The sequence below is a fragment of the Secundilactobacillus odoratitofui DSM 19909 = JCM 15043 genome (assembly GCF_001434895.1).
In the GTDB taxonomy this organism is placed as follows: Bacteria; Bacillota; Bacilli; order Lactobacillales; family Lactobacillaceae; genus Secundilactobacillus; species Secundilactobacillus odoratitofui.
The window spans coordinates 209,531-232,954 of the sequence record NZ_AZEE01000027.1 but is presented as its reverse complement, the minus strand read 5'-3'; the positions used below and the strand labels follow the sequence as shown (position 1 = coordinate 232,954).

12 protein-coding genes are annotated in these 23,424 nt (G+C 44.8%); 9 read left to right on the top strand and 3 right to left on the bottom strand.

The genetic code is table 11. The features are described 5' to 3' along the window. Positions 1 to 31: 31 nt before the first annotated feature. A complete protein-coding gene (locus tag FD04_RS03455) occupies positions 32 to 844 on the bottom strand; it encodes a Cof-type HAD-IIB family hydrolase (RefSeq protein ID WP_056947035.1) in 813 nt (270 codons plus the stop codon). Between the two features lie 166 nt (positions 845 to 1,010). Between FD04_RS03455 and FD04_RS03450 the strand changes: the two genes are divergently transcribed. The 3 genes from FD04_RS03450 to FD04_RS03440 all read left to right on the top strand — a co-directional run bounded on the left by FD04_RS03450 (position 1,011) and on the right by FD04_RS03440 (position 7,361). Continuing rightward, positions 1,011 to 2,162 (top strand): MFS transporter, encoded by a 1,152-nt coding sequence (locus FD04_RS03450; protein WP_056947032.1) that lies wholly within the window; start codon positions 1,011 to 1,013, stop codon positions 2,160 to 2,162. 14 nt (positions 2,163 to 2,176) lie between these two features. Then, positions 2,177 to 2,650 carry a MerR family transcriptional regulator gene (locus FD04_RS03445; protein ID WP_056947028.1) on the top strand — a complete coding sequence of 158 codons (474 nt, stop codon included), beginning with the start codon at positions 2,177 to 2,179 and terminating at the stop codon, positions 2,648 to 2,650. Between the two features lie 388 nt (positions 2,651 to 3,038). Further along, entirely contained in the window at positions 3,039 to 7,361 is a 4,323-nt protein-coding gene (locus tag FD04_RS03440; RefSeq protein WP_056947024.1) for a mucin-binding protein, read from the top strand. 448 nt (positions 7,362 to 7,809) lie between these two features. Here FD04_RS03440 and FD04_RS03435 read toward each other — a convergent pair whose 3' ends face one another. Beyond that, on the bottom strand, positions 7,810 to 8,928 hold the full coding sequence (locus tag FD04_RS03435; protein WP_191981748.1) for an ROK family transcriptional regulator: 1,119 nt from the start codon (positions 8,926 to 8,928) through the stop codon (positions 7,810 to 7,812). A gap of 368 nt (positions 8,929 to 9,296) precedes the next feature. Here FD04_RS03435 and FD04_RS03430 point away from each other — a divergent pair, with 368 nt between their 5' ends. The 4 genes from FD04_RS03430 (at position 9,297) to FD04_RS03415 (ending at position 14,135) form a co-directional block, all read left to right on the top strand. Next, positions 9,297 to 10,736 (top strand): glycoside-pentoside-hexuronide (GPH):cation symporter, encoded by a 1,440-nt coding sequence (locus FD04_RS03430; protein ID WP_054699367.1) that lies wholly within the window; start codon positions 9,297 to 9,299, stop codon positions 10,734 to 10,736. A 125-nt stretch (positions 10,737 to 10,861) separates the two neighbouring features. Beyond that, positions 10,862 to 11,638, top strand: a complete 777-nt coding sequence (locus FD04_RS03425; RefSeq protein ID WP_054699371.1) for an SDR family oxidoreductase — start codon at positions 10,862 to 10,864, stop codon at positions 11,636 to 11,638. Between the two features lie 44 nt (positions 11,639 to 11,682). Further along, on the top strand, positions 11,683 to 13,224 hold the full coding sequence (locus FD04_RS03420) for an FGGY-family carbohydrate kinase (RefSeq protein ID WP_056947020.1): 1,542 nt from the start codon (positions 11,683 to 11,685) through the stop codon (positions 13,222 to 13,224). 89 nt (positions 13,225 to 13,313) lie between these two features. Next, complete coding sequence (locus FD04_RS03415; RefSeq protein ID WP_056947018.1) at positions 13,314 to 14,135, top strand: Cof-type HAD-IIB family hydrolase; 822 nt, start codon at positions 13,314 to 13,316, stop codon at positions 14,133 to 14,135. 73 nt (positions 14,136 to 14,208) lie between these two features. Here FD04_RS03415 and FD04_RS03410 read toward each other — a convergent pair whose 3' ends face one another. After that, positions 14,209 to 14,823, bottom strand: coding sequence for a pentapeptide repeat-containing protein (locus FD04_RS03410; RefSeq protein ID WP_056947015.1), 615 nt, complete (start codon positions 14,821 to 14,823; stop codon positions 14,209 to 14,211). 339 nt (positions 14,824 to 15,162) lie between these two features. Between FD04_RS03410 and FD04_RS03405 the strand changes: the two genes are divergently transcribed. Both FD04_RS03405 and FD04_RS03400 read left to right on the top strand, forming a co-directional pair. Further along, positions 15,163 to 19,020, top strand: coding sequence for a mucin-binding protein (locus tag FD04_RS03405; protein ID WP_056947012.1), 3,858 nt, complete (start codon positions 15,163 to 15,165; stop codon positions 19,018 to 19,020). Between the two features lie 678 nt (positions 19,021 to 19,698). After that, the gene (locus FD04_RS03400) at positions 19,699 to 23,301 is read left to right on the top strand and encodes a hypothetical protein (protein ID WP_056947009.1); all 3,603 of its coding nucleotides are present in this window, start codon (positions 19,699 to 19,701) and stop codon (positions 23,299 to 23,301) included. The last annotated feature ends 123 nt before the right edge of the window (positions 23,302 to 23,424 follow it).

Genomic DNA, 23,424 nt, shown 5'->3' with positions numbered 1-23,424 from the left:
CAAATTTCCGGAATGGTGTATTTTTAGTTGATTAAATTGCGAGTCGGGTTTCGAGATAGTCAGCGACCCCGTCATCGTTATTATCAAACCTTGTAACGGTGTTAGCAGCCTCAAGAATTTCTGGCTTGGCGTTTTTCATCGCCACACCTTCACCGGCGTAAGTCAACATGTCTAAGTCGTTCAGATCATCACCGATGGCAATAATATTTTGACGTGAAATATTGTAGCGGTCAGCAACGTACGCCAGTGAACGTGACTTACTGGTGTTACCAGCGGTCACTTCTAGTGCCGCATGTTCACCACTCCAAGAGCCCCAAGTTTTTGGTGTTAGCGTCGGATATCGCAGTGACACTGCATGTTGGAGTGGGGACAAAGTTGTTTCCGAAATGAACATGGTGACCGAAATGGGGGAAGTGGTGAGGCCGCGTTCGTCCAGCAGGAATGTTGGATTGAGCATATCAGGCAAAAAAGGTACGTTTTGAAAACCGTGATCAGCTACCATCAGCTGTTTGCCTTCAGCCACCATTAAGTTAATGTCAAACTGCCGTTTTAAGTCACGTAGCGCTAGCGCAGTCGGAATTTGAATTGTATCCGCATGTTCATACTGCCAGTTGCGGTGTGGCACATGAATTAAAGCGCCATTGAAATTGATCATCGGTGTTTTGAGGCCGATTTGGTCATAGAATTGAACGGAAATGGCATCAGGTCGGCCGGTCGTCAACACAACGAGATGGCCAGCTTGGCTGGCTGTACGGAGTGTCTGAGTTGTCCGAGGCGTCAGTACGCCGTTTTGGTTGAGTGTTGTGCCATCTAAGTCGAGGGCGATGAGTTTTTGAGTGGTCATTGGTTACTCCGGTTTGAGGGTTTTGTTTTATTTTAGCATACGAGTGAGTACTATCTTTTGATAGTATTTAAGAAAATTTTCCATAAACCAAAACTTTCCCCTTGCCTTAAACACGTGTTGAACCCTTAAAGTAAGTGTCATCAATTAACTTAAAGGAGTTTAACAAATGCAAATCACAAAACAAAAAGAAACGGCAACTCACTTTCCATTAGCTGGCTTAATTGCGCTCGCGTTGTCTGGTTTTTTAGCAATTATGACGGAGACCTTACCGGCAGGGTTACTGCCCGAGATTGCGGCTGGGTTACACATTACTACGGGGTCGGCTGGTCAACTGGTGACGCTGTATGCGATGGGATCAATTTTAGCAGCGATTCCCGTAATTGCTGCGACTCGGTCATGGACGCGCAAACATTTATTTTTAACCGCGATTGGTGGTTTCTTGGTTTTTAACACACTTACCGCTGTTGCCGTGAATTATTGGATGGCACTTCTCGCGCGGTTTGCTGTTGGTGTTGCAGCTGGGGTTGTTTGGGGAATGCTAGCTGGGTACGCTCGACGGATGGTTTCAGATGATCTAGCCGGTCGTGCGATGGCAATTGCGTTAGTTGGCACCCCAATCGCATTATCTTTCGGGGTACCAGCTGGTACTTGGTTGGGTAGTCAATTAGGGTGGCGACTGGTGTTTGGCATCATGTCAATTTTTGCGGCCGTTTTACTGGTGTTCGTTATAAGGGCCTTACCCGACTTTCCGGGCACTCGCGGACGTGAAGCGGTTAGTTATCGAACAGTTTGGCAAACGCCTGGCGTCCGACCACTATTGTTGGTTACTTTACTTTGGTTAGGTGCCCACAACAGTTTTTACACTTACATTGCACCGTTTTTACAAGCAAAACATACGGCAAATGTTGATGTCAGTTTACTTGTTTTTGGGATTGCTGCTTTGATGAGTATTTTCTTAACTGGTGTGTTGATTGATCGACACTTGCGACGATTGGCAATTGGAAGTTTAGTCCTATTTGTAATTAGTGCAGTGCTGCTCGGCCTAACTTCTACACCAATAATCTGGATTGGCTTATGGGGACTTTCGTTTGGTGGGGCGGCAACTTTGTTACAGACGGCGCTCGGGCAGCGGGTCTCCGATGCGGCACTGGATATTGTAATGTCACTGAACGCGACCGTATGGAATGTTTCCATTGCGCTTGCCGGTGCACTCGGCGGCTTGCTTGTTCAAGCGGGTGGTGCGATACTACTCCCATGGGTCACCGCAGTGATTGCCGGTGTGGCACTATTGGTGGTGATTCGCTACTTGCAAGCTTGATTGGGGGGATTTTGATGACATATACGATTGGTCAGGTGGCTAAGCGCCTGGGCGTATCAACATCAACGATTCGGTTTTACGATAAGCATGGATTATTACCCTTTGTAAAACGGGACGAAAATGGCATTCGGCAATTTTCCGAAAATGATATGAATTACTTGGACGTGATTACCGTTCTGAAAAAAAGTGGGGTGCCGGTGGATACCATTGCTGAATTCATCGCGCTATGCATGGCCGGGGATACGACTTTAACGGCCAGGTACGACTATTTGAAAAACACTGAGCAAACGTTAGCTGCTAAAATAGCGGAGTTAAACAAGCAAATGGCGTTCCTAAAATTCAAACAATGGTATTATCAAACTGCGATTGAGGCGGGAACTGAAGCTATTCATTTTATACCAGGGACGCGAGATTTTGATCCAGCAACTAAGCGTGAATATCTCGAACACCATCCAGACGCAGGTGCGTTTGCCGACTTTGTGGATTAGCATTATCAGGCCCAGATAGTGGGTGAAGCGGTGTTACGACACACTTTAATGGATAACTATAGATAATTTTGTAATAAATAATTTTATATAATTATGACGAACATTACTGAATGTGGGATAAGACATTCGGTAATGTTTTTTTGGTTTAAAAGGCCGGCATACAGTGAATTTGTGATCAACCATGACAACGTTGGTTGGGTCCATTTTAGTTTTCAATTTAAATAAAATATCGAAAGTTCAGCATACCTAAAAAATAAAGGAGACGAGTTTGTGACAAATTAGTTTTATAGCAACATTAAAAGTGTTATGTTTTAGGTAGCCACTACATGTTAGATGTAGGAAGCCGTATCTTTGGAGGATACCCAAAATTGAATAGGGGGGAATTACGATGAAACAAGGTAACATTTTGAAGTACGCGCTTGTTTCAGGAGCAGTTCTAAGTAGTTTGTTGATTACAGGAGCAGTGCAAGCTCAGGCAACCACTGGGCAAGAAGCGACGAACAACGATGCGTCGTCATCGTCGCTTACGGGTAGTACGAGTGTTACATCGGGGAAAAATGTAACACTGCAATCTTCATCAGTTAGCAATGAAAGTAATGTGTATACAAGTGGGGAGAACAGTGACCAAAACACTGATTCTACTGGCAATGCCACGGGTGATACTAACGCTGATTCGACGTCTACTGAGTCGTCAGCACCAGAGTCGGAACAGAATAATGAAAGCGCAACCAAAGAAAGTAATTCTGACAGTGCAGAAACAAGTTCTGTAACTAATACCACAAGCAACAGTAATGCTGATGCGACAGACAGGACTCCAAGTGACGTTCCCGCAACGAATTCTGCCGAGCAAGTTGTCCAAGTAGCACAGCCGGCGACTTTGAGTGCAAACACCATGTCGCGGATGAGCGTCTTTAAGGAAGCCAAGGCCAACATTGCCGCCACAGTTGTAACCGCAAAGTTAGACCTATCTGCCGAAAAGGCAACGATTCAGGCCGGTGAGACCGCTACTTTCAACTTAAAACTCTCAGTGAGTGGGATCAACCAGACGATGAACGAACAGCGTCTAGTTATTGATCTACCAGTTGGCTTTAAGTTAACTGACGACCAGGACCTGACAATTGATGGTGTGACACCAACGTTAAGTACGGATGGTACACAGTTAACTTATGCGTTCATGACACCAATTAACGGGTTATCTATTTCGAAGCGGTACGTCTTTAACACCAGTAATTATGGTGCCGTAAATGGGACGACCATGAGTATGGCGGCGCAGTATTTTGATGGTGATACCCAGCTTCAAGCAACCGATGAGCAAGTCGTCACGATTACTTCTAAAGCGGTCTATGGGGTCACTGACCGAATGGTTGGTGTTCTAGTGCTAAATGACGACGGGACGCCTAAGCTGGATGCAGATGGTAATGCCACTGTCAACAGCACTCAATTGACTGGGATTGCTGGCGATTACCTGGTCTATCAATTGGGAATTTCAGCACCAAAGAGTACATTAGGGCAAGCATACTTTGCACCTGGTTCAATCATCAAGCTCATCTTCTTGGCGCCAGCTGGGATGACTTACTGGAAGACTGACAATACTACTTTAGCCAAATACGGTGAACCAACGATTCAGACCAGTAATGGACAAACCATGCTGACTTGGAACATTCCAGCACCTAGCTTAGCAGAACAACAGGCCGCCAAAGACAACCTGTTTAGTGGCTACTTTGATGTCGTATTCCAAATTAACGCCTCTACACCAGCGTTAACCACTTTAACAACCCAGGCTCAGATTGTGGCTAATTCAATTAATCAAAATCAGGTAACCTCACAGATTGCCACCAGTAAAATTCAGACTGCGTTTGATTTTAGACACCAAACGATTCCGACTGAAGGTAACGACTACATGAACTATAACTGGGGACCAAAGGATGGCAACGGCAATGCTTCGGATCATGCCGGGGACCATGATGATCCCCAAGTTTATCCGAATGCAACGTTGAGATTTATTATGATGACGGGGCCGGATGCATTTAACTACTCGGATCCAATCGGTCAAAATAGTCCTTATGGCGATTACTCAATCACAAAGTACATCGCGACCTATAACGTTGATCCACATCTAAATGTTGATCAAATGATGATTTATACGCCGGCATCAGAAGTTAATGGGACCGTTGTGCCGTTGGCTGAAAATCCGGTTTGCGATATCTATGTTAGATATCAAGATGAGTCTGATTTTGAAGCAACTCCAATCTTGACGGATATTACCACTTTGGGTTGGACGGATATGTCACAATATGTGGATAACGCTCGGGGTGTAGCCCAACTTGAATTTGTTTACAAGGTCCACCCACAGGGCCTGATTACGTACACCTACTTTAATATGTCACCGAAGGCGGGTTACTATGGCACGGTGTCCAATGATTTTACGTTGAGAATTGCGGGCTTTGACGCTGACGATTGGGAAGAGGTTTTGATCAGTAAAGATGGTGCGATTGTACAATATTCAATCAACGTCAACCATCAACGAACTGATCGAATCGGCACAGATATCCACCTTTATGATGAGATTGGTAAATATGTGCCGGATGATACAACGCTTAAGACGCTCGTGGATCAATACATGCAACCTCAAACCGCCGAAATCATCAAACCAGCTGAAAACACCCCACGTGTCATCAATGAATCAACTGGATTTGTGAACCAGACAAACGGATTAGTGACGCCGGGCGACAACGTACTTCAAGTTATGGTTGAAAACAACCAAGCTTCGGTTCAATCGTTCTCCAGGTTAAAGAGTTACGTCATTTTACCTAAGAACGTGACTTACACGGGCAATGACGCCAATGTAACGGCCGAAAAGCTGGCGGATGGCACGACCAAACTGACGATTGATTGGGCAGCAACAGCACTGGCTCCAAACCAACAAAATCGTCTTAATCTCAGTGTGACTATTGACGCTAAGGCTAGAGTAAATTCAATGAATGTTACCTTGTATTCAACCGTTGCTGAAAAGGATACGGTGGTGCCAGGCGTCATTGATCCAGACCTTCAAACTGATGTCCAAATGGTGGACGATACTGCTGACATTGATGGTAATCCCGATACAACAACGGTCTTCCAAAACACTAAAACTTACGTCATGGACGTGGCGTCACACCAAATTCATATTAAGGCGACCGCTACGAACGCTGCTAACCAAACTGGTTCTGAAGTGACAGCACAGGCTGGTCAAAATGCTCAGTTTGGATTGCTCTTTACCGATGCTTCTGACGGTGGCTTAGGTGATGTAACCATCATTGGCACCTTACCAGTGGCCGACGATACGTCGATTACTAATCCTGATGATGCCCGTGGGACGACTGCAGCAGTGACCATGAGTGGCCCAATTATTTTACCGGCTAGCTGGGCAAGTCTGGCCACCGTAACCTACGCACTAAAGTCGGATCCAACCGCTTACGTTGATGCTTCGGCAGTTACTGATTTCAGTCAGGTCGTCGGTTTCAAGATCACGACGAATGGCGATGATTATCTGCCGGCCAGTGATGCGAGTCAATTGGTTGTCCCAGTTAAGATCGCTAAGAACGCCTTACTCGATCAAGCCGCCTACATCAGTTATCAAGTCAGTGCCAACGGTTTGACCGCGACTGAAGGAACAAAGGGTGGCTTATTGATCGACTTAGGACCAGATGGCCAACCCGGCAGTGGTATTTGGGTCAGAACTAAGACGGTGACGCGGACGATTGACTATCGTGATGCTGAAACCAACGCTGTTATCGCACCGAGTGTGACGCAAACGGCAACGGTTAAACAAAATATCACCAAGAATCCTACAACGGGCGAATTAGTGTATGGTGATTGGACGCTGACCAATGGTGGTTGGACAGCCGTTAAGTCACCGAATCTCGCAGCTGATGGTTATGACACCGCCAGTGGCAACGCCGACGCTGTCACAATTGGTGATGATACGACGAATACGACGGTTACAGTAACCTACGCACATCAAATTAAGACCACCACGGAAGCTAAGACGGTGACGCGGACAATCAACTACTTGGATAAGGATACTAACGCAGTGCTTGCGGATGCCAAGACGCAGCAAGTCGTCTTTACCAGGACGAATACTGAAGACATGGTTAACCACGCTAAAACCAATGGTGCTTGGACACCGGCTTCGGGTCAATTTGATGTTCAAACTTCACCTGATTTGAGTGCTAAAGGTTATCAAGCACCAGATCAAGCAAGTGTGGCGGCACTGACCGTTACACCAGCTGGTCAAAACAGTGTTGTGAATGTTTACTATGAAAAACAAACAGTTACACCAACTGATCCAACTGGTCCGACTGAGCCGACAACCCCGGTTACACCAACTACACCGGTAGAACCAGTCACACCAACGACGCCAGTTGAGCCAACAACACCAGATAAGCCAGATGACGATACGACGACCGATAAGCAAGAAAATAAGGTACCCGCATCGAAACCAACTCAGACCAAGACTGGTACAACTCAAACTAGCGAAGTGGACGCCAACGGTACCGTTAAGTCGGAGGCTGACCAGTTGACGTTGTCTAAGTCAAATGAAACAGCAACAACAGCTAAGAAATTGCCACAGACGGATGAGCAATCGTCACCCGCTGGATTCATAGGTGTTATGTTGGCCACGATGCTTGGATTGGTCGGTTTAGGACGTAAGAAACGTGATGAAGAATAATTTGAGGTTCAGATTAACGATTTAGACCAGATTTATAATGCATGATTAAAAAGGTCGTCAATTCCGTACTCGGGAATTGACGACCTTTTGCCGTGGTGGGGATGATATTTTTTTGAAGTGAGCACGTATAAGGTGGATAAGATGATATCACATAGTTTGGCAACGAGAACGGAAGGTAACGGCCGCTTTCGGCTGCAGTGACAAGTTCGAGTTTGCGCTTTAGCGCTTACTCGAACTGGACGTTTGTGAGACTTCGAATTTTGAAGGCTCACAGACGAAGCGTAAGACACGTGGTTTTCGTGGCTGAAGCTGGTCCCACAGCAGTTGAAAGCGACCGTTACCTGCAGTGGTAGTGGCAGTGAACATCATCTTTTAAGATGAATTGCTAAAAAAGTCCCTGGAGAAAATCCAGGGACTTTTTTGACTACTAAATTTACATCAAGAACAATTAAATCTGATTCAAATACGCATTAATTGCCGGAATAGCAGCACCACTAGCCACCGCATGATCGACAACTTGACCGATTTCAAGGTAGTCATCACGCTCTGGAAACACCGATAGCTTTGTTAACTCAGCCTTCAACACATCAAGGTGCTCAGGCAGGAGGTATTTTGCAAGATCACCCGCAATAATAATCGGAATATCGATGAACATATGCAAGTTATAGAGTGAGCGCGCCAAGTTGGACAGATAAACGTTAAACCGCTGTGTCACTTCGGCATCACCAGCTTGTTGCTGCGCGAAGAAGTCCGTTGCCGCCTCATCCTCATTGAGTAGGGAGCTGAGTGAACAATAAGTTTCGATGCAACCGCGACGACCACAGTAGCAGCGAGGCCCATTGACACCATCTAACGTAATGTGTTCCATGGTGCCACTCCGTCCACTTTTAGTTTCCAACGTTTTGCCGTTCAAGATGACAGCGGTGCCTAAGTGTTCGCTGACAGAAAGGTAAATACCGTCTGTTGGTTTCTTCGCGTACTCAGCTGCTGCCACACAATCTGCATCGTGGTAGAAGGTGACGGGGAACGGCAAGTAATCGCTAAAGTTTTTCGTGGTCATGCCAGTACAGTTCAGAATTTTGCCGTAGAGAACAGTGGTTCCATCGTTAGATACGAGTCCTTGAACCCCAACGCCAACACCGATGATCTGTGCATGATCGATCTTGTGCTGATCAATAATCGCAAGTAGCCGTTCAGACAGTGACTGGAAGTACGCATCATCATTGTCAAAGGTCAGGTTAAGTGTCTCGGTCACAATGGGCGTGTTCACTAAGTTCAAAATACTAACGGTGGCTTGGTTACGAAAAATCTCAATACCGACACTTAACGCGACATCGGGATCAATTGCGTAAGCCGTGGCGCGGCGCCCAATCGTTGATTTAAGCTGTCCCTGCTTTAGAATCAGTTTTTGGTCCAACAATTTCTCCAGATTGGCACTGACAGTTGGCAAACTCAGTTTGAGTTGGTCGGCAATACCTTGCTTTGACAACTGCTCATTTTGATAAAGCAGATGGTAAATCTGCGAGTAGTTGGAGTGCTGAATCGTTTGCATATTACTATTGCCCAAGTAAAGGCCTCCCTTCCAAATAATTGTTGATTTTAGTGTAGCACATTTTATGAAATGAGTTTTGATTAACTATTGCTTATCAAGGGAACAGCTGGATAAAAGATGAGAAATAAATCACAAAGTGAGCCTATTTTGTGCGAGTTGTGGTTGTATCGAGCATCACGAAATCACCACCTAAAAGCAATAATTCATTAACAATCTACCTCAATTTGATTAATCATATCGTTCAAGTATACCTTCTGTGAAATAAATAATTAGCTGAAATGCTATTGAAACTGTAACCGATTACATTTAGAATAGCAATCGAAAAGATGTTTTGTAAAATGGTTTTACAAAATAATCAATTAGATTGATGAGGTGAGATTGTTGTGCGAAAATATTTGGCTTACGCATTCGGAACATTTGGACATGATGCTTTTTATAACACACTGAGCATTTACTTCATGATGTTCCTAACCAGTCAACTTTTTACCAACGCTGGCGATGAAAAAATGGTCGGCATTGTAACGACCATGGTCGTGGTGATTCGGGTTGGCGAAATTATGTTTGACCCCATGATTGGTGGAGTTGTTGATAACACCAAGACGCGTTGGGGTAAGTTCCGACCTTGGATCATGATTGGGTCGGTAGTCGCATCGATTGGATTATTGTTCCTGTTTTCAGACTACTTTGGGTTAGCCTGGAGTAACCCAGTGTTTTATCTGATCCTGTTGACGATTACGTTCTTGGTTATTGACGTGTTCTATTCGTTCAGTGACATTGCCATTTGGTCAATGCTGCCAGCAGTGGGGTTGGATAGTAAGACGCGGACGCGCTTTGGGACTGCTTCTCGGATTGGGTCCACATTAGGCGCACAGGTGGTTATTATTATTATCACACCAGCCATTATGCTGTTTTCACACTGGTTCTCTAAGGTACCATTTGGGACTCAGACCCGTGCTGGCTGGACTGGTTACGTGTTGATTGTGGCGTTACTGTGTTCTGGTGGTGCACTCATCACCTGCTTGAACTTGAAGGAACAGCAAAACGTGATTCGTGATAACGTCAAGCACACGACGTTGGGTGACATTTTCCGCGCCATTATCGGCAATAAGCAATTGCTGTGGGTTGCCGCTTCATACTTCTTATTTGCTTTTAGTTACGTGGTGACGAATTCACTTTTGATGTATTACTTCCGTTATCGTCTCGGTAACGCTGGGGCCTATACCTGGGTTGGTGTGATTACCTGTGTGCTCGGTGTCATTTCGGTTGGGCTCTTCCCCGCACTTGAGATGTTGATTCACCGAAAGGCCATTTACATCGGTGGTATCTTCTTCATGATTATTGGTTACGTCATTTTTCTGTTGGCTGGTCAGAGCCTTGGATTAGTGCTGCTGGCTGTAGCGTTTTACTTCTTCCCATATCCACTAATTTTCTTGGCTACTCTGATGACCATTACCGACAGTGTCGAGTATGGCCAGCTGATCAATGGGACGCGAAATGAGTCGGTTACGCTGTCAGTGCGACCACTGATTGATAAATTAGCCGGGGCAGCGTCTAATGGGATCGTTGGGATCGTCGCTGTGATGGTTGGGATGACTGGTAACGCCAAACCAAGTGATATTTCAGCAACTGGTGTGTCACAATTTAACATGGTGATGTTTTATATTCCCATCGTTTTATTGGTCATCGCAGCCATTATTTTCTGGGTTAAAGTCACGTTGACTGAGAAGAAACATGATGAAATCGTGCGAGAATTAGAGAAACGACTAGCAAATGGTCAGAACGTTGAAGCAGACGATGCTGATCTGGCGGGCGAAACGAACTAGTTTTTAAAATAATTTGAAAACGCTATCAAAAAATCCTTGACAGATTTTAAAAAGGGTTCTAACGTAGTAATCGAATTAAATAAAGTTATTTTATAAAATGACAAAATAAAACGGAGGCTTCAATCATGGGTATTTTAGATCGGATGCGTTTGGATAACAAAAAGATTTATGTCACTGGTGGTGCACAAGGGTTAGGTAAGGCCATGGCAACTGGCTTAGCCGAAGCAGGTGCTGATATCGCCATCGTTGATATCAACGGTGAAAAGGCTCAATCAGCTGCTGATGAAATTGCAAAGGCAACGGGTCAAAAAGCAATTGCCGTCACAGCCGATGTCACGGATCCAGACCAAGTTCAAAACATGGTCGACACAGTTGTTGATAAGTTGGGTGGCCTTGATGCCGCCTTTAACAACGCTGGTATTTGCTTGAACATTCCTGCTGAAGAAATGACTTTTGAAGAATGGAACAAGGTTGTTAGTTTGAACCTCAACTCAGTCTTCCTTTGCTCACAAGCTGCTGGTCGTTACATGATCAAACAAGGTAAGGGTTCAATCGTGAACACCGCTTCAATGTCAGCGCACATCGTTAACCGGCCACAACCACAATGTTCATACAACGCGACTAAAGCTGGCGTCATTCAATTGTCTAAGTCACTTGCCATTGAATGGGCTAAGAAGGGTGTTCGAGTTAACACGATGAGTCCTGGTTACATGGGAACTGACTTAACCTTGAGTTCACCAGACTTGAAGCCATTGATCAAAACTTGGAACGACTGGGCACCACTTGGCCGTTTGGGGACACCTGAAGAATTACAAGGCATGGCCGTCTACTTAGCTGGTGATGCAAGCAGCTTCTCAACTGGTGATGATTACCTGATCGATGGTGCCTTCACCGCATGGTAAACCGAACGCGTTAATGAAGTGCGTACTCAAGGGAGAGATAAGTAATGACCTATTTAATTGGAACTGATATTGGGACTTCAGGTACCAAGAGTATTTTGATGGATACTGATGGTAAACTGTTAGCCCAAAACCTGCAAGAATATGATGTTTTGACACCAAAACCACTTTGGGCTGAACAATGGCCAGACGTTTGGGTACAAGGTGTTAAAGATTCGATTCGTGAAGTGGTTAAACAGAGTGGCGTTGATCCAGCCGAGATTAAGGGAATTGGCCTGAGTGGTTTGTATGGCGGCTCCGGAATTCCTGTTGACGCTGACATGAAGCCAGTTCGGCCAGACCTCATTTGGATGGATCGTCGGGCGGCTGAAGAAACCAAGTGGGTTAAGGAAAACGTTGACCTGGATCGGTTGTCTGAAATCACTGGGAATGACGTTGTGGATCCATATTACGGTTACACCAAGGTACTGTGGATCAAGAACCACGAACCAGAAAATTGGAAGAAGACCAAGCTGTTCTTACCACCGAACAACTACGCCATCTATCAATTAACTGGTGAAGTTTCAATCGACTACTCAGCAGCTGGTAACATTGGTGGATTCTTTGACATTAACACCGGCACATGGTCGAAAGAAATGATGGACGCTATGGGTGTACCGATGGATAAAATGCCACAGAAGTTCGTCGATGCAACGGAGATTGCGGGTCGTTTAACAGCTGACGTGGCTGAAAATCTTGGCTTAACTGCTGGAACACCTGTGATTGCTGGTGGTGTTGATGTTGGGGCTGCCAACATCGGCATGGGTGTCTTTGAACCCGGTCGCTATGTAGCTGCCATTGGTTCGTCCATGAACGCGGCGTTAGTGAGTGAGAAGCCAATTAAAGGCAAAGGCTTAATCGTTTGGCCTTACCCATACAAATCAAAGGAATTAGTTTATAACTTTAGTGGTTCTGCCACAGCTGGTGCCATTACGAAGTGGTTCCGCGATAACTTTGGTGCGCCAGAGGTTGCCGTTCAAAATGCGGGTGGTAAAAACGCCTACGTTTCGCTAGGTGATGAAGCCAAGCACGTTCCCGCGGGTAGTCGTGGCCTTGTCGTTTTACCTTATTTCATGGGTGAGCGTGCACCAATCTGGAACTCGGATGCCAAGGGTACGATTTTCGGCCTATCACTGGTTCACACTAAAGCGGACTTGTTCCACGCCTTCCAAGAAGGGGTTTGCTACGCCTTACGCCACAGTATCGAAAGCACTGGTCGTGACCTCGGTGACTACATCGTCATCGCCGGTGGTGTGACGCATTCTAAGGACTGGGTTCAAATGTTTGCGGATGTGACTGGTTATGCGGTGCGCACCCCATTGGATGACGCCGAAGCCAACTTGGGTGACGTCATGCTAGCTGGTTTAGCTACTGACACCCTTACCGTTGACGGCGTTCAAAAGTGGCAAGTACTTGGCGACAAAGTTGAACCACGTGCCGATCAACACGAGGTCTACAACAAGTATTACCAGATTTACCGTAATCTTTATCAAGATCTCGGCAGAAATATGCACGACCTTTCCGTGATCTCTGGTATTTCAGAGTCATAGAATAAACAACTACCAATAAAGTCCGCCTGGCCGATTGCTGACCACCCGGACTTTTTTGTAAATTTTAGGATAGTTTAGGAGTGTCAATGATGACTTATCGATTAATGACCAGTGACTTAGACGAAACGTTATTGCGAGCAGACGGCAGTGTTTCAGAGGAGAATGTTCGCGCCATTAAAACCTTTGTGGCGGCCGGTGGTTACTTTGTACCTAACACGGGTCGAAGCTTTGATAGTGTCGTACCGCTGTTGAGAAAGTTGGGCTTAGCCACCATGTCGAATCAGTATACGATTACCAATAACGGCGCGGTAATTACCCAAAATGTTGACCGTCAGCTCTTAATGACCCGCGGCATGCCTTATGAAGAAGTAGCAGGTGTGTTTTCGGTGATGCAACAATTCGACGTTGCCATCCATATTTATACGCTTGACCAGCTTTACATTTACCGGCCAAGATCAGATGATCAAGCCTACTTAAAAACGCGGGGTGTTCAGTTTGCGCAGTTGATGAAACCGGGGCAAGTGGATCAGTTTATGCAGCAGGCAGTTTTAAAAGTCATTGCCATGAATCCAGATATCGCAGTTCGACAGGCGATTCAACAGGCCTTGCGGACTCGCTTTGACGGTAAAATTAATTGTACCTTTTCATCGGGAATGTATATCGAAACCAATCATTTTGGCGTAGATAAGGGTTCAGCTGTGCTTGCACTAGGGCGGAAGCTTGGCGTTGAACCACAGGAGATGATTGCCATTGGCGATAATTCGAATGATTTAGCGATGCTTAAAGCTGTTGGCTTGCCGGTGTCAGTGAGCAACGGCATTCCGGCGATTCAACAGATTGCCGATTATGTGACGCAGGCTAATTTTGAAACTGGGGTAGCGGAAACGTTGAATCGATTTGCTGTGAAATGAAACGGTATTATAGTAGAAAAAAGGAAATTAAAATCGTGAATGCGATTTTAATTTCCTTTTTTCTGGTTATGAGTTAATCCTCAATTCGAACGCCAAGTGCTAAGGCAAACGTGATGGCTTGAAACGAATCAATCGTACAGCCAACAGCTAATTGAGGTGAGAAACGTAGGTCAGCAATCTCGCTTGTCCGCAAATCCACCAATTTTAACGGTGTGTCACTAAAGTCTGCACTGGTTAAGGTGCACTGTTTGAAGCTAAGGCTATGCTTGATGCTCACTGCCTGGAAGGCTGATTCTTGAAGGTGAGTTGAATTAAAACTTACCTGGTCTAAAGTCGTTTCGGAAAAGTTCGCATAATCAGCTTGATTATCATTTAGTGTGACAGCCTTGAGATGACTACCGGTGAAATCTGCACCAATCAGTTGATTACCAATCATGGTGCAGCGGTAGAATTGACAATTTCGAAAATCGGCGTTTAAAAAACGACACCGTTTAATCGTACAATCTAACCATTCACCGGCAGAAAAGTTAGCTTGTTGAAAGGTGCAGTGATCTAAAATGACGTCAGATAATTTCAATGCGTCATGGGCGAACGTGATCTCACAGTTTAGATAGTGGTGTTCGGGCTCTAAGTCATCGAACGGCATTGTCTGATCTTTGACGATGGGGTATTCAGAGTTAGCTGGCATGGTGGTCCTCCTTGTGAATCGGCACTTAATTATCATATAAAAACAGGTTTTAATTATTTCAAATGATATTAGTTATTTCGTATTAATTAAGCAGTTTGTATAACAGTTTAGCATAAATACCTCAGATTATGAGTATGTACAAACCAGATTAGTGTAAGTTACTTGCTTGACGCAACTAAAGTTAGTTGTACCTTAAAAAGAAAGGAGACGGGAACCCTGCAAAAAGGTTTTATAGTTACATTAAAAGTGTTATGTTTGAAATAACCACGATGTGTCAAACATCATGTACGAATCTTTGGAGGATTCTTTCTATAAATAATGCGTAAGGGGAGCATTCATATGACAAATGAAAAAGTACACTACAAGATGTATAAGGATGGGCGTACCTGGGTTTTTGCGGCGATAACTGTCGCAACCTTGGGGTTAGGAATTATGACAGGAACCGGTGTGACAGCACACGCTGCGACGGATCCGACAAGTTCAACGGCAACTGGTGCTACTGACTCAACGTCAGAGCCAACGGCGGTGATAGATTCTAGTTCACCTGATACGACTAATGTTGATGGTTCTACTGCTGGCACTGGGGCAGCGGCAACAACTGAGGCGGCTGATCCAGCACCATCAACGACTACCGCACCAACACCTGCACCAGCAGCTGCACCGGTGGCTGCTGATTCAGCCACCAAGTACGTAGCTAATGCACAGTCACAGCCAGCAATTATTGATAAGGCCTCTGGAAATCCCACTAAGGCTACTGATGGGTCAATAGCCACCAACTCTGGTAGTAATGGGGTAACTGTTGGGGCATACTGGACTGCTGAAAATAGTGATGGCGATGTGACACAAACCGTTAGTGAAAATGGCAATGACCAATCTAACTCGACGTTATCAGCTTCAGCCCAAAATATTCAATCACATTTTACATTTGGCAACACGAGTGACACTGATATTACTGAGGGACAAGTAGACTTGATTACGCCTTACGGAGATTATATCTCTGATAAAGCAGACGGTAACGATGATCCTCACTTTGAAACGAATATGACGGCAGCCGATATTTTGGCCAGCTTACCAACTGGTTTTACAGCAACTTTTTCAAATAAAGGCGGGCTTTACAATATTGCCGCAGATCAATTAACTGATGATCAAGTAGCTACTTTGGTTGCAGTTCAACTAAAAGGTACCATTGCTGCAGGTCAAAATTATAATGTAACTTGGAATCAAACTTTGATTGGTGCAGGGGATGATACCCGACATGCTGATACGCACACACAGTATTTAAGTGATAGTGGTGCAATTCAACCTTCGGCTAATGCTTATATGAGTGTGGCTGAGCAGACGATGCCAGTTAAAGATGGCAATGTTACAGTTTCTGCAACCATTGGGAATGGCCAGGCATCCGCAACAACAAATCAATTTGCAGATGATTTGAATGGCCCTACTGTATCGAGTGTTGCACCATTTGATGTTGAAAAAAATGATCCTAATAGCGTTTCTGCCACCTTTACCTTGTCTAACGACACTGATGATTATATGTACACAAATTACGTCATCCTATTACCCAATTACTATAGTAATACGTATATGAATATGATTTCCAATTATTCAATTGACGCAAGTAAAGTTAACGAAAGTACTTTTACCAGCGCATTTCCAAGCAATTTAATCATTCGCTATTCGATTGAACAAGGCGAATATTTGAACATGGCAACAATGCTCGCAACCCATCCCAACTTCACTTGGAATCAACTGATTGCAGTTCAATTTATTGGAACACTGAATGGTCAAACCTCTTACTCAGTAAACTTGCCTCTGACCTACGTTAACCAAAATCAAACGGACCTGAATGTTGGCACTATTAATGCATCTGCTGGCGTTTTGGCTTTTAATCAAATCGGAGATATACTTGGTGACATTCAAAGCAATCTTTCCCTTACTAAGGAAGTAGATTTAAACCTTGATGGTCCTTATTTCGCTTATCAGATCAACGCCGATAATTCATTAACATTGGCGGATGAAGATGTTCAAAAATTACTGCCAACAATTGATAAATCACAGATCATGATTTCGAATAATACGCCATGGTCACCAGATCAAAATGCAGCTAATACACCACTATATCAGGGCGGAAGTTACGCAATTTCGTTGACAGATATCCAAAATATTTTAGTTGCTAATGGCTACACTGTCCAACTCAATCAAAATGGTGATGCATATCAATATTATTCTTATAATTCAACATTTAAAGATGTTACTATGAAAGACGCTGATGACGGTTCTGCTCAGTGGAATTACAGCGCAACGAACTCTGATGGCGGTGTGCCGGTTATCAAAGTTCTCAACACTCATGATTCAACGATTCAAGCAACGAAGGATACAACTGTTAACCTTAAAGATAATTTTGATGGTGTGAGTGCTTCTACGTACTATACGGCAGATGACAGTGACGTGAAGGCAACACTTGATGACCCAACCGGTGTCCTCAAAGACAATGGCGACGGCACATACACCGTGCAAAAAGCCGGTCAGTACACTATCACTTATAGCATAGCAATTTCAAATTCTGTGACGGTAACCAAAAAAGCGACTGTCACGGTAGAACCAACAATCCTGTACGGGACTGCAACCACAACTCGTACCATCAGCTACGTGAATGTTGATGGTACGACTAATGGCAATGATCCGATCGTACAAACCGTAACGTATAAAACAACAACAGACTCATTAACTGGTGAAACAATTTATACGCCACAAAATGGGTATTATGAAGTTAAATCACCAGCTATCAAAGGCTACAAACCAGATCAAGCAGTCATTGCACAACAAGGACTTGCCGCAACAAACGTAGCACCAACTGATTCAGAGGTCGTTGTCACTTATAACCCAACCTATTCATATGGAATGGCAACCTCAACGCGGACCATTAACTTTGTGAATAGCGATGGTACCGCCAGTGTGGCACCAATCGTTCAAACTGTGACCTATAAGACAGTTACGAATGATGCTACAGGTGAAACTGTTTATACGCCAACCGGTGCCTACTACGAGGTTAAGGTGCCAACTCAAGCAAATTACACGCCAGAGCAAGCCACGGTTGCCCAAGTTGCTGTTGGGGCAACGACAACTGCACCGACTGATACGTCAGTGACGGTAACGTATAATCCAACTTCAACATATGGTACTGTGACCTCAACTCGCACAATCAACTTCGTCAACGTAGATGGTACGATCAACCCAACGGCGCCAATTGTTCAGACGATTACCTACAAGACTGTGACAAATGCTGCTACAGGTGAAACCATTTATACCCCACAAGGTGCCTACTACGAAGTTAAAGTACCAACACAAAAGGGGTATGTTGCCGATAAAACGGTTATTGCCCAAGTAGCTGTTAGCGCAACTAACGTCTTACCGACTGATACCACGGTAACGGTTAACTACACACCAACGTATTCATACGGTACAGCAACTTCTACACGGACAATTAATTTTGTTAACGCTGATGGTACCACCAATAAGACAGCGCCAGTTGTACAGACAATCACCTATAAGACAGTGACGAATGATGCAACGGGTGAAACAGTTTATACGCCACAGGGTGCTTATTATGAATATCAAGTGCCTACTTTGACTGGCTACACCGCAAGTCAGACTACGGTTGCTCAGGCGACAGTGGGCGCTACAACCACCGCACCTGAGAACACAACGGTGACAATCACCTATACGAAGAATGCCACTAAACCTGATGAGGGTGGGACTACTAAGCCGGATGATGGCGGTACAACGACGCCAGATAACGGTGGCACTACGACACCAGACAATGGCGGTACAACGACGCCAGATAACGGTGGCACTTCAACCGGTACCGATGGCGCAACGGTGACACCTGGGTGGGATGACCCTGGTATTGTGCCACCTGAGGGATCATTTAATCCTGATTCAGTCGATGCTGGCGCTACCAATGGTGGTAATGGCGAAGAGACTATCCACACGACTAGTCAACCAACGCAGGCGGTTAAAGAGTTGGACTCAACTGAGTCGACAACTGAACAACCAGCAGCTAAGCAGAATCTTGCGGCCAAGCGGTTACCACAGACAAGTGAAACCACAGCTCAAACTGGCTCGGTAATTGGGTTGTCATTATTGGGTCTTCTCAGTGTCCTTGGCTTGGCCAAGAAGTCACGTCGGGAAGATTAAAAGATTAACTAGCAGCAAATAGTTCGAGATGACTAACGTTTTGCCGTTAGTAAAGGCGATACGATTCGATTTGAATCGTGTCGCCTTTTTGCGTAAATTTATCGGGTGAACGGAAATTTGAGTTATCGTAAACTGTGCTCTTAATATGTCTGACTCTAAAATGGGTAATTAGCAAGATGTAAATTATGAAATACTGAATATACCCCGTGAAAGGCCAATCATGCTGATGTAATACAGGATTAACAACTCTTTTAAGTCAGCGTGTCTTGTTTTTGACCAGTAAAGTAGTTAAAACATGACCTAAGCCCATTTCACAAAATAGTATAGGTCATAAAACAACCAATTTTAGGCTGAATTGGATTGTAAATTTACATTACAGTTTAATTACGAATTGAAATTATTGCCCAAATATAATTGCATAATCAAAACTTTATGAGTACACTTTAATGAAACAACCGCTTACATGCTGATATAATAGTGTTTATAAAATTTTGTTGGGATGCATCTACGTTAAGAATACCAATATGAGAATGAAGTCTATTTTATTTTCCGGTAAGGGTTAAATTATTGACGTTTCATTTTTTAACATCATATTTTTACCATAAAAGAGGGTGCTTCGTACAAAATGACGAAGCGGCCCGTTCAATTGTGTCTTTTTAAATATTAGAGGTGAAAAACATGCGAGATTCTAATCGATTATTGATGAAAATCATGCTGTGTCATTCAGTTTTATTAGGAATCGTCGTCTGTGCACCAATCCAGGGACACGCTACAACGCAGACTACTTCTGCGCAAACAACCGTCACTACGGCATCGGTGAATGCAGCTAAGCCAGTAAATATTGGGCCCCAATCTGAGTCAAAAAATGTTAGTGTAAATTCGGATACAAATGGTTCGAACCAGCAATCCGCCACAGAAAATAGTCGTAATGCTGCTAGTGAACCAGACACCGATGAAAATACTGCATCCAGTTCTGATAATCAGACAAATGCGTCATCACAAACGGTGGTGTCGTTTGCACAAACTAATTCAGCTGATATGACAGCATCTTCCCAAGAAAGTGAAGCAATTCATGAGTCAACTGGCTCGCTGACACTGGCGACTGATCATGAGGTAGTGGCATCAGGAACCGACGTTAATGCGACCTTATCAGTAAGTATGGCGGGGAATGTCGACCAAAGTGCAGATCAAAAGTTGATTGTACAGTTACCAACAACATTTCCACTGAGCGATAGTACCGATTTGACTATCGGTGGTAAAACACCCACCTACGATAAGCAAAAGGCGACTTTAACTTATGACTTTGAACAAGGATTGACGGCGACTTCGTTAACCAAAACATTTACGTTCAAAACTAACGATCAGCCACTCATTAATGATACTAAGTTAACAATCGCTGCAACTTTAATGCTAGATCAACAGGTTGTGGCCAGTGCGCAACAGAGTGTCACGGTTGAAACGAAGGCCTCAATGTCAATCTACAATCAAATGCTTGGTGTGATCGAGGCCAATGCTGCTGGCGGTCCGACAACGGATGATCAGGGCAACATCGTCATCAATCCGAAGTTGATCACTGGCGCACCAGGTGATTTCGTGGTTTACTCTGTGACAGTGTTGATGCCTAAAAAGCTGGGACAGGCCTACTTGGCTCCGGGAACAGCTGTGTTAGTTAACGTCGCGTTGCCACCGGAATTGGCGTACGCGTCAAATATTGCTGGCACACCGGTCGCTACTCAATTAAGCAGTGATGGTGATGCACAGAACCGCAGTTATTATCAGTTTGTAGTTGCAGCACCAAGCATCGCTGAACAAATGGCTAACCCAGATTACGTTTTTGCTGAGAGCTTTCAGTTTGCGGCCGAAATTTTGCCAACTGTCGCGCCAGGTACAACAATTACGACGGTTGCACAAGGTGGTGGCACCACAGTTGCCGGAAAGAGTGTTGCGTCACAACTGTTGGGTAACCAAATTATGGTGGCGGAAGGCGTGGGTAGCAACGTCTTAGAACCACAAGATGGTGGCGTTCATTACTTTCAAACTTTTGATCCTAGCACACCACAGATTACGCCGGATGGTGAACTTCAGTTTGTCATGAGAATCGGGCCAGCTTTTATGAGCGCGCCTGATCGAGATTACACAGAAGTCGGCGAGGGGACCCGTGCCATCAACAAGTACGTGGTAACCTACGATGTGGATCCACATTTAAATGCAGATGGCTTAATGTTAAAACAACCAACCACTTGGATATTGGGACAACAAGTCATTTCCCAAGAACAACCCAAGTTTGACTTATACGTGAAGTATGAGGACGAAACCGACTATGAAAAAACGGCTTTAACGAGGTATACAGCTGGTGAGATTGATCTTAATCAGTATTTAGATAATTCGCGTGGGGTAGATAAAATTCAACTCCGGTTTACGCAAATTCCCAATGGGTTGGACTACGATGATGGCTTGGCGTTTGTGATGACACCAAAGCGGGGATATTATGGTACAGTGACGAACACATTGTTAGTCGAGGAAGCTGGATATGTTTTTGGTAGAAATTGGGTGGACCTATTATACGGTCCTGATGGTGCAATCGTAGTTGGTCCCGATGGTGAAGGTCCAGGCGGATACCTAACCCCTGGTGAAGATTATGGTGCAATATACTTTGCGGATTATCCGGACAACATTCCAATTTTAAAGCAGGCGATGGCGCCTCGGACTGCTGAAATTGTAAAACCGCAGAAAAGTTCAGCGATGTTGAACGAAGACGTTAACGTTGCCAAACAAGTTGGTCAGCTCGCGATTGCTGGTGATAATCAGCTGATCGTCACCGTTGGAAATAGCAGTGTGGCCACCGATTATTTGACCGGTGTGACGAGTTATCTGATATTGCCGAAGGGCGTAGTTTATACTGGCGATGAGCAACAAATTCAGGTGCTGACGACCGATTTTGAACAGGCTGGACAGACACTGCTGAAAATTAACTGGCAAAATACTGCGATTACTCCGGGACAACAAAATCGACTTACTGTTCCGGTTTGGATTGAGCCAAGTCTAAATTTAAGTCAGCTAGTGACAAGCCTTTACACCAGCGCCGATGGCAATCAAGGAGCGACGTTAACGGACTCCTCAGCGGCTGATGTTGCTTTGCCGGTCTTGCCGTCACAATATACCTTCTTGAATCCCAATCAGGTTGCCTTTGCAGTCACTAAGCGTGGCAGTATCCAGATGACGGAGCAGGGCTCACAGATTAAAATGAATCAGGTCACCAACGAGATTGCCGCTGGGCAGACTGGTACGATTGCAATTGATTTTGCGGCTGATTCAACGCCCGCTCTAACTCAGCTGAATTTAGTTGGGACACTGGAACCCGGTTTGCATTTAACAGAGTCGGTTACTTTGCCAGTCAGTTGGCGAGGACGTGTGGTTGTTCAATATACGACAGCACAAAACCCATCAACCACAAGTGATTGGCATGATGCAACTGAAGTGGCTAATTTTACCCGGGTGACAGGCTTTAAAATCAGTTACGATGATGCTAGTAGTTATTTGGTTGGTAGTGCCCAGCAGATTTTACTTCGAGTACTCGTGGATGCCACTTGTCGAATTGGGCAAGTAACGGGCGTTCAGTATCAAGTAGCGGCTAACCAGTTACTGCCAATCATGGGCTTGACGGCACCTGTAACTGTCGTGATGCCGGTGCTTGTACGAACGCAGGTGCCCAATGAAGCGCCCCACGTTACAGCAGATCAGTATTACAATAATTTGACGCCCAACCAACAACCTGGCGGCACCACGACAACAGAAACACCCGTGCCTGACCCTTCAACCACGGAGAAAACCACGGCACCAACTACTGAACCGACCACGATGCCAATACCGGCTACGCAATTAGAAACAGTAATCGTTCCGGATTCCGATAGTTTAGTGACAGTGCCGGCACCAATTGAATCGTCACCAGAAGTAGTTAAGCAAGTTACGGAATTGTTGGAAACTGAATCGGATAGCCGTTCCGCACTCACGCAGGAGGCCTCGGCCGTTCAATCGAAGACCACCAAGCATTCGCTTGCTAAAGCTAAGCATTCAAACAATGCAACGATAAAATCAGTCCAAGCTGCTCACGTTGTTAATCATTCAGCAACTGTCACCAGTCAATCACAACACAAAACGAAACGACAGTTACCACAAACGCGTGAACGCACGTCAACTGGTACATTAATCGGCCTTCTCATGGTAGCTGCAATTAGCATTCTCGGTGGTCATTCAGTGTTAAGAAAACGATATCGACATTAATAAAGTTTTGTAGTGGCTAACACGGCATTAGTCGTAACGATAATCATACAAAAAAATAAGCGGTCCAGAATTTATCAAAAATTCCGGATCGCTTATTTGCTTTAATCTCTTTGACTTTTAAAA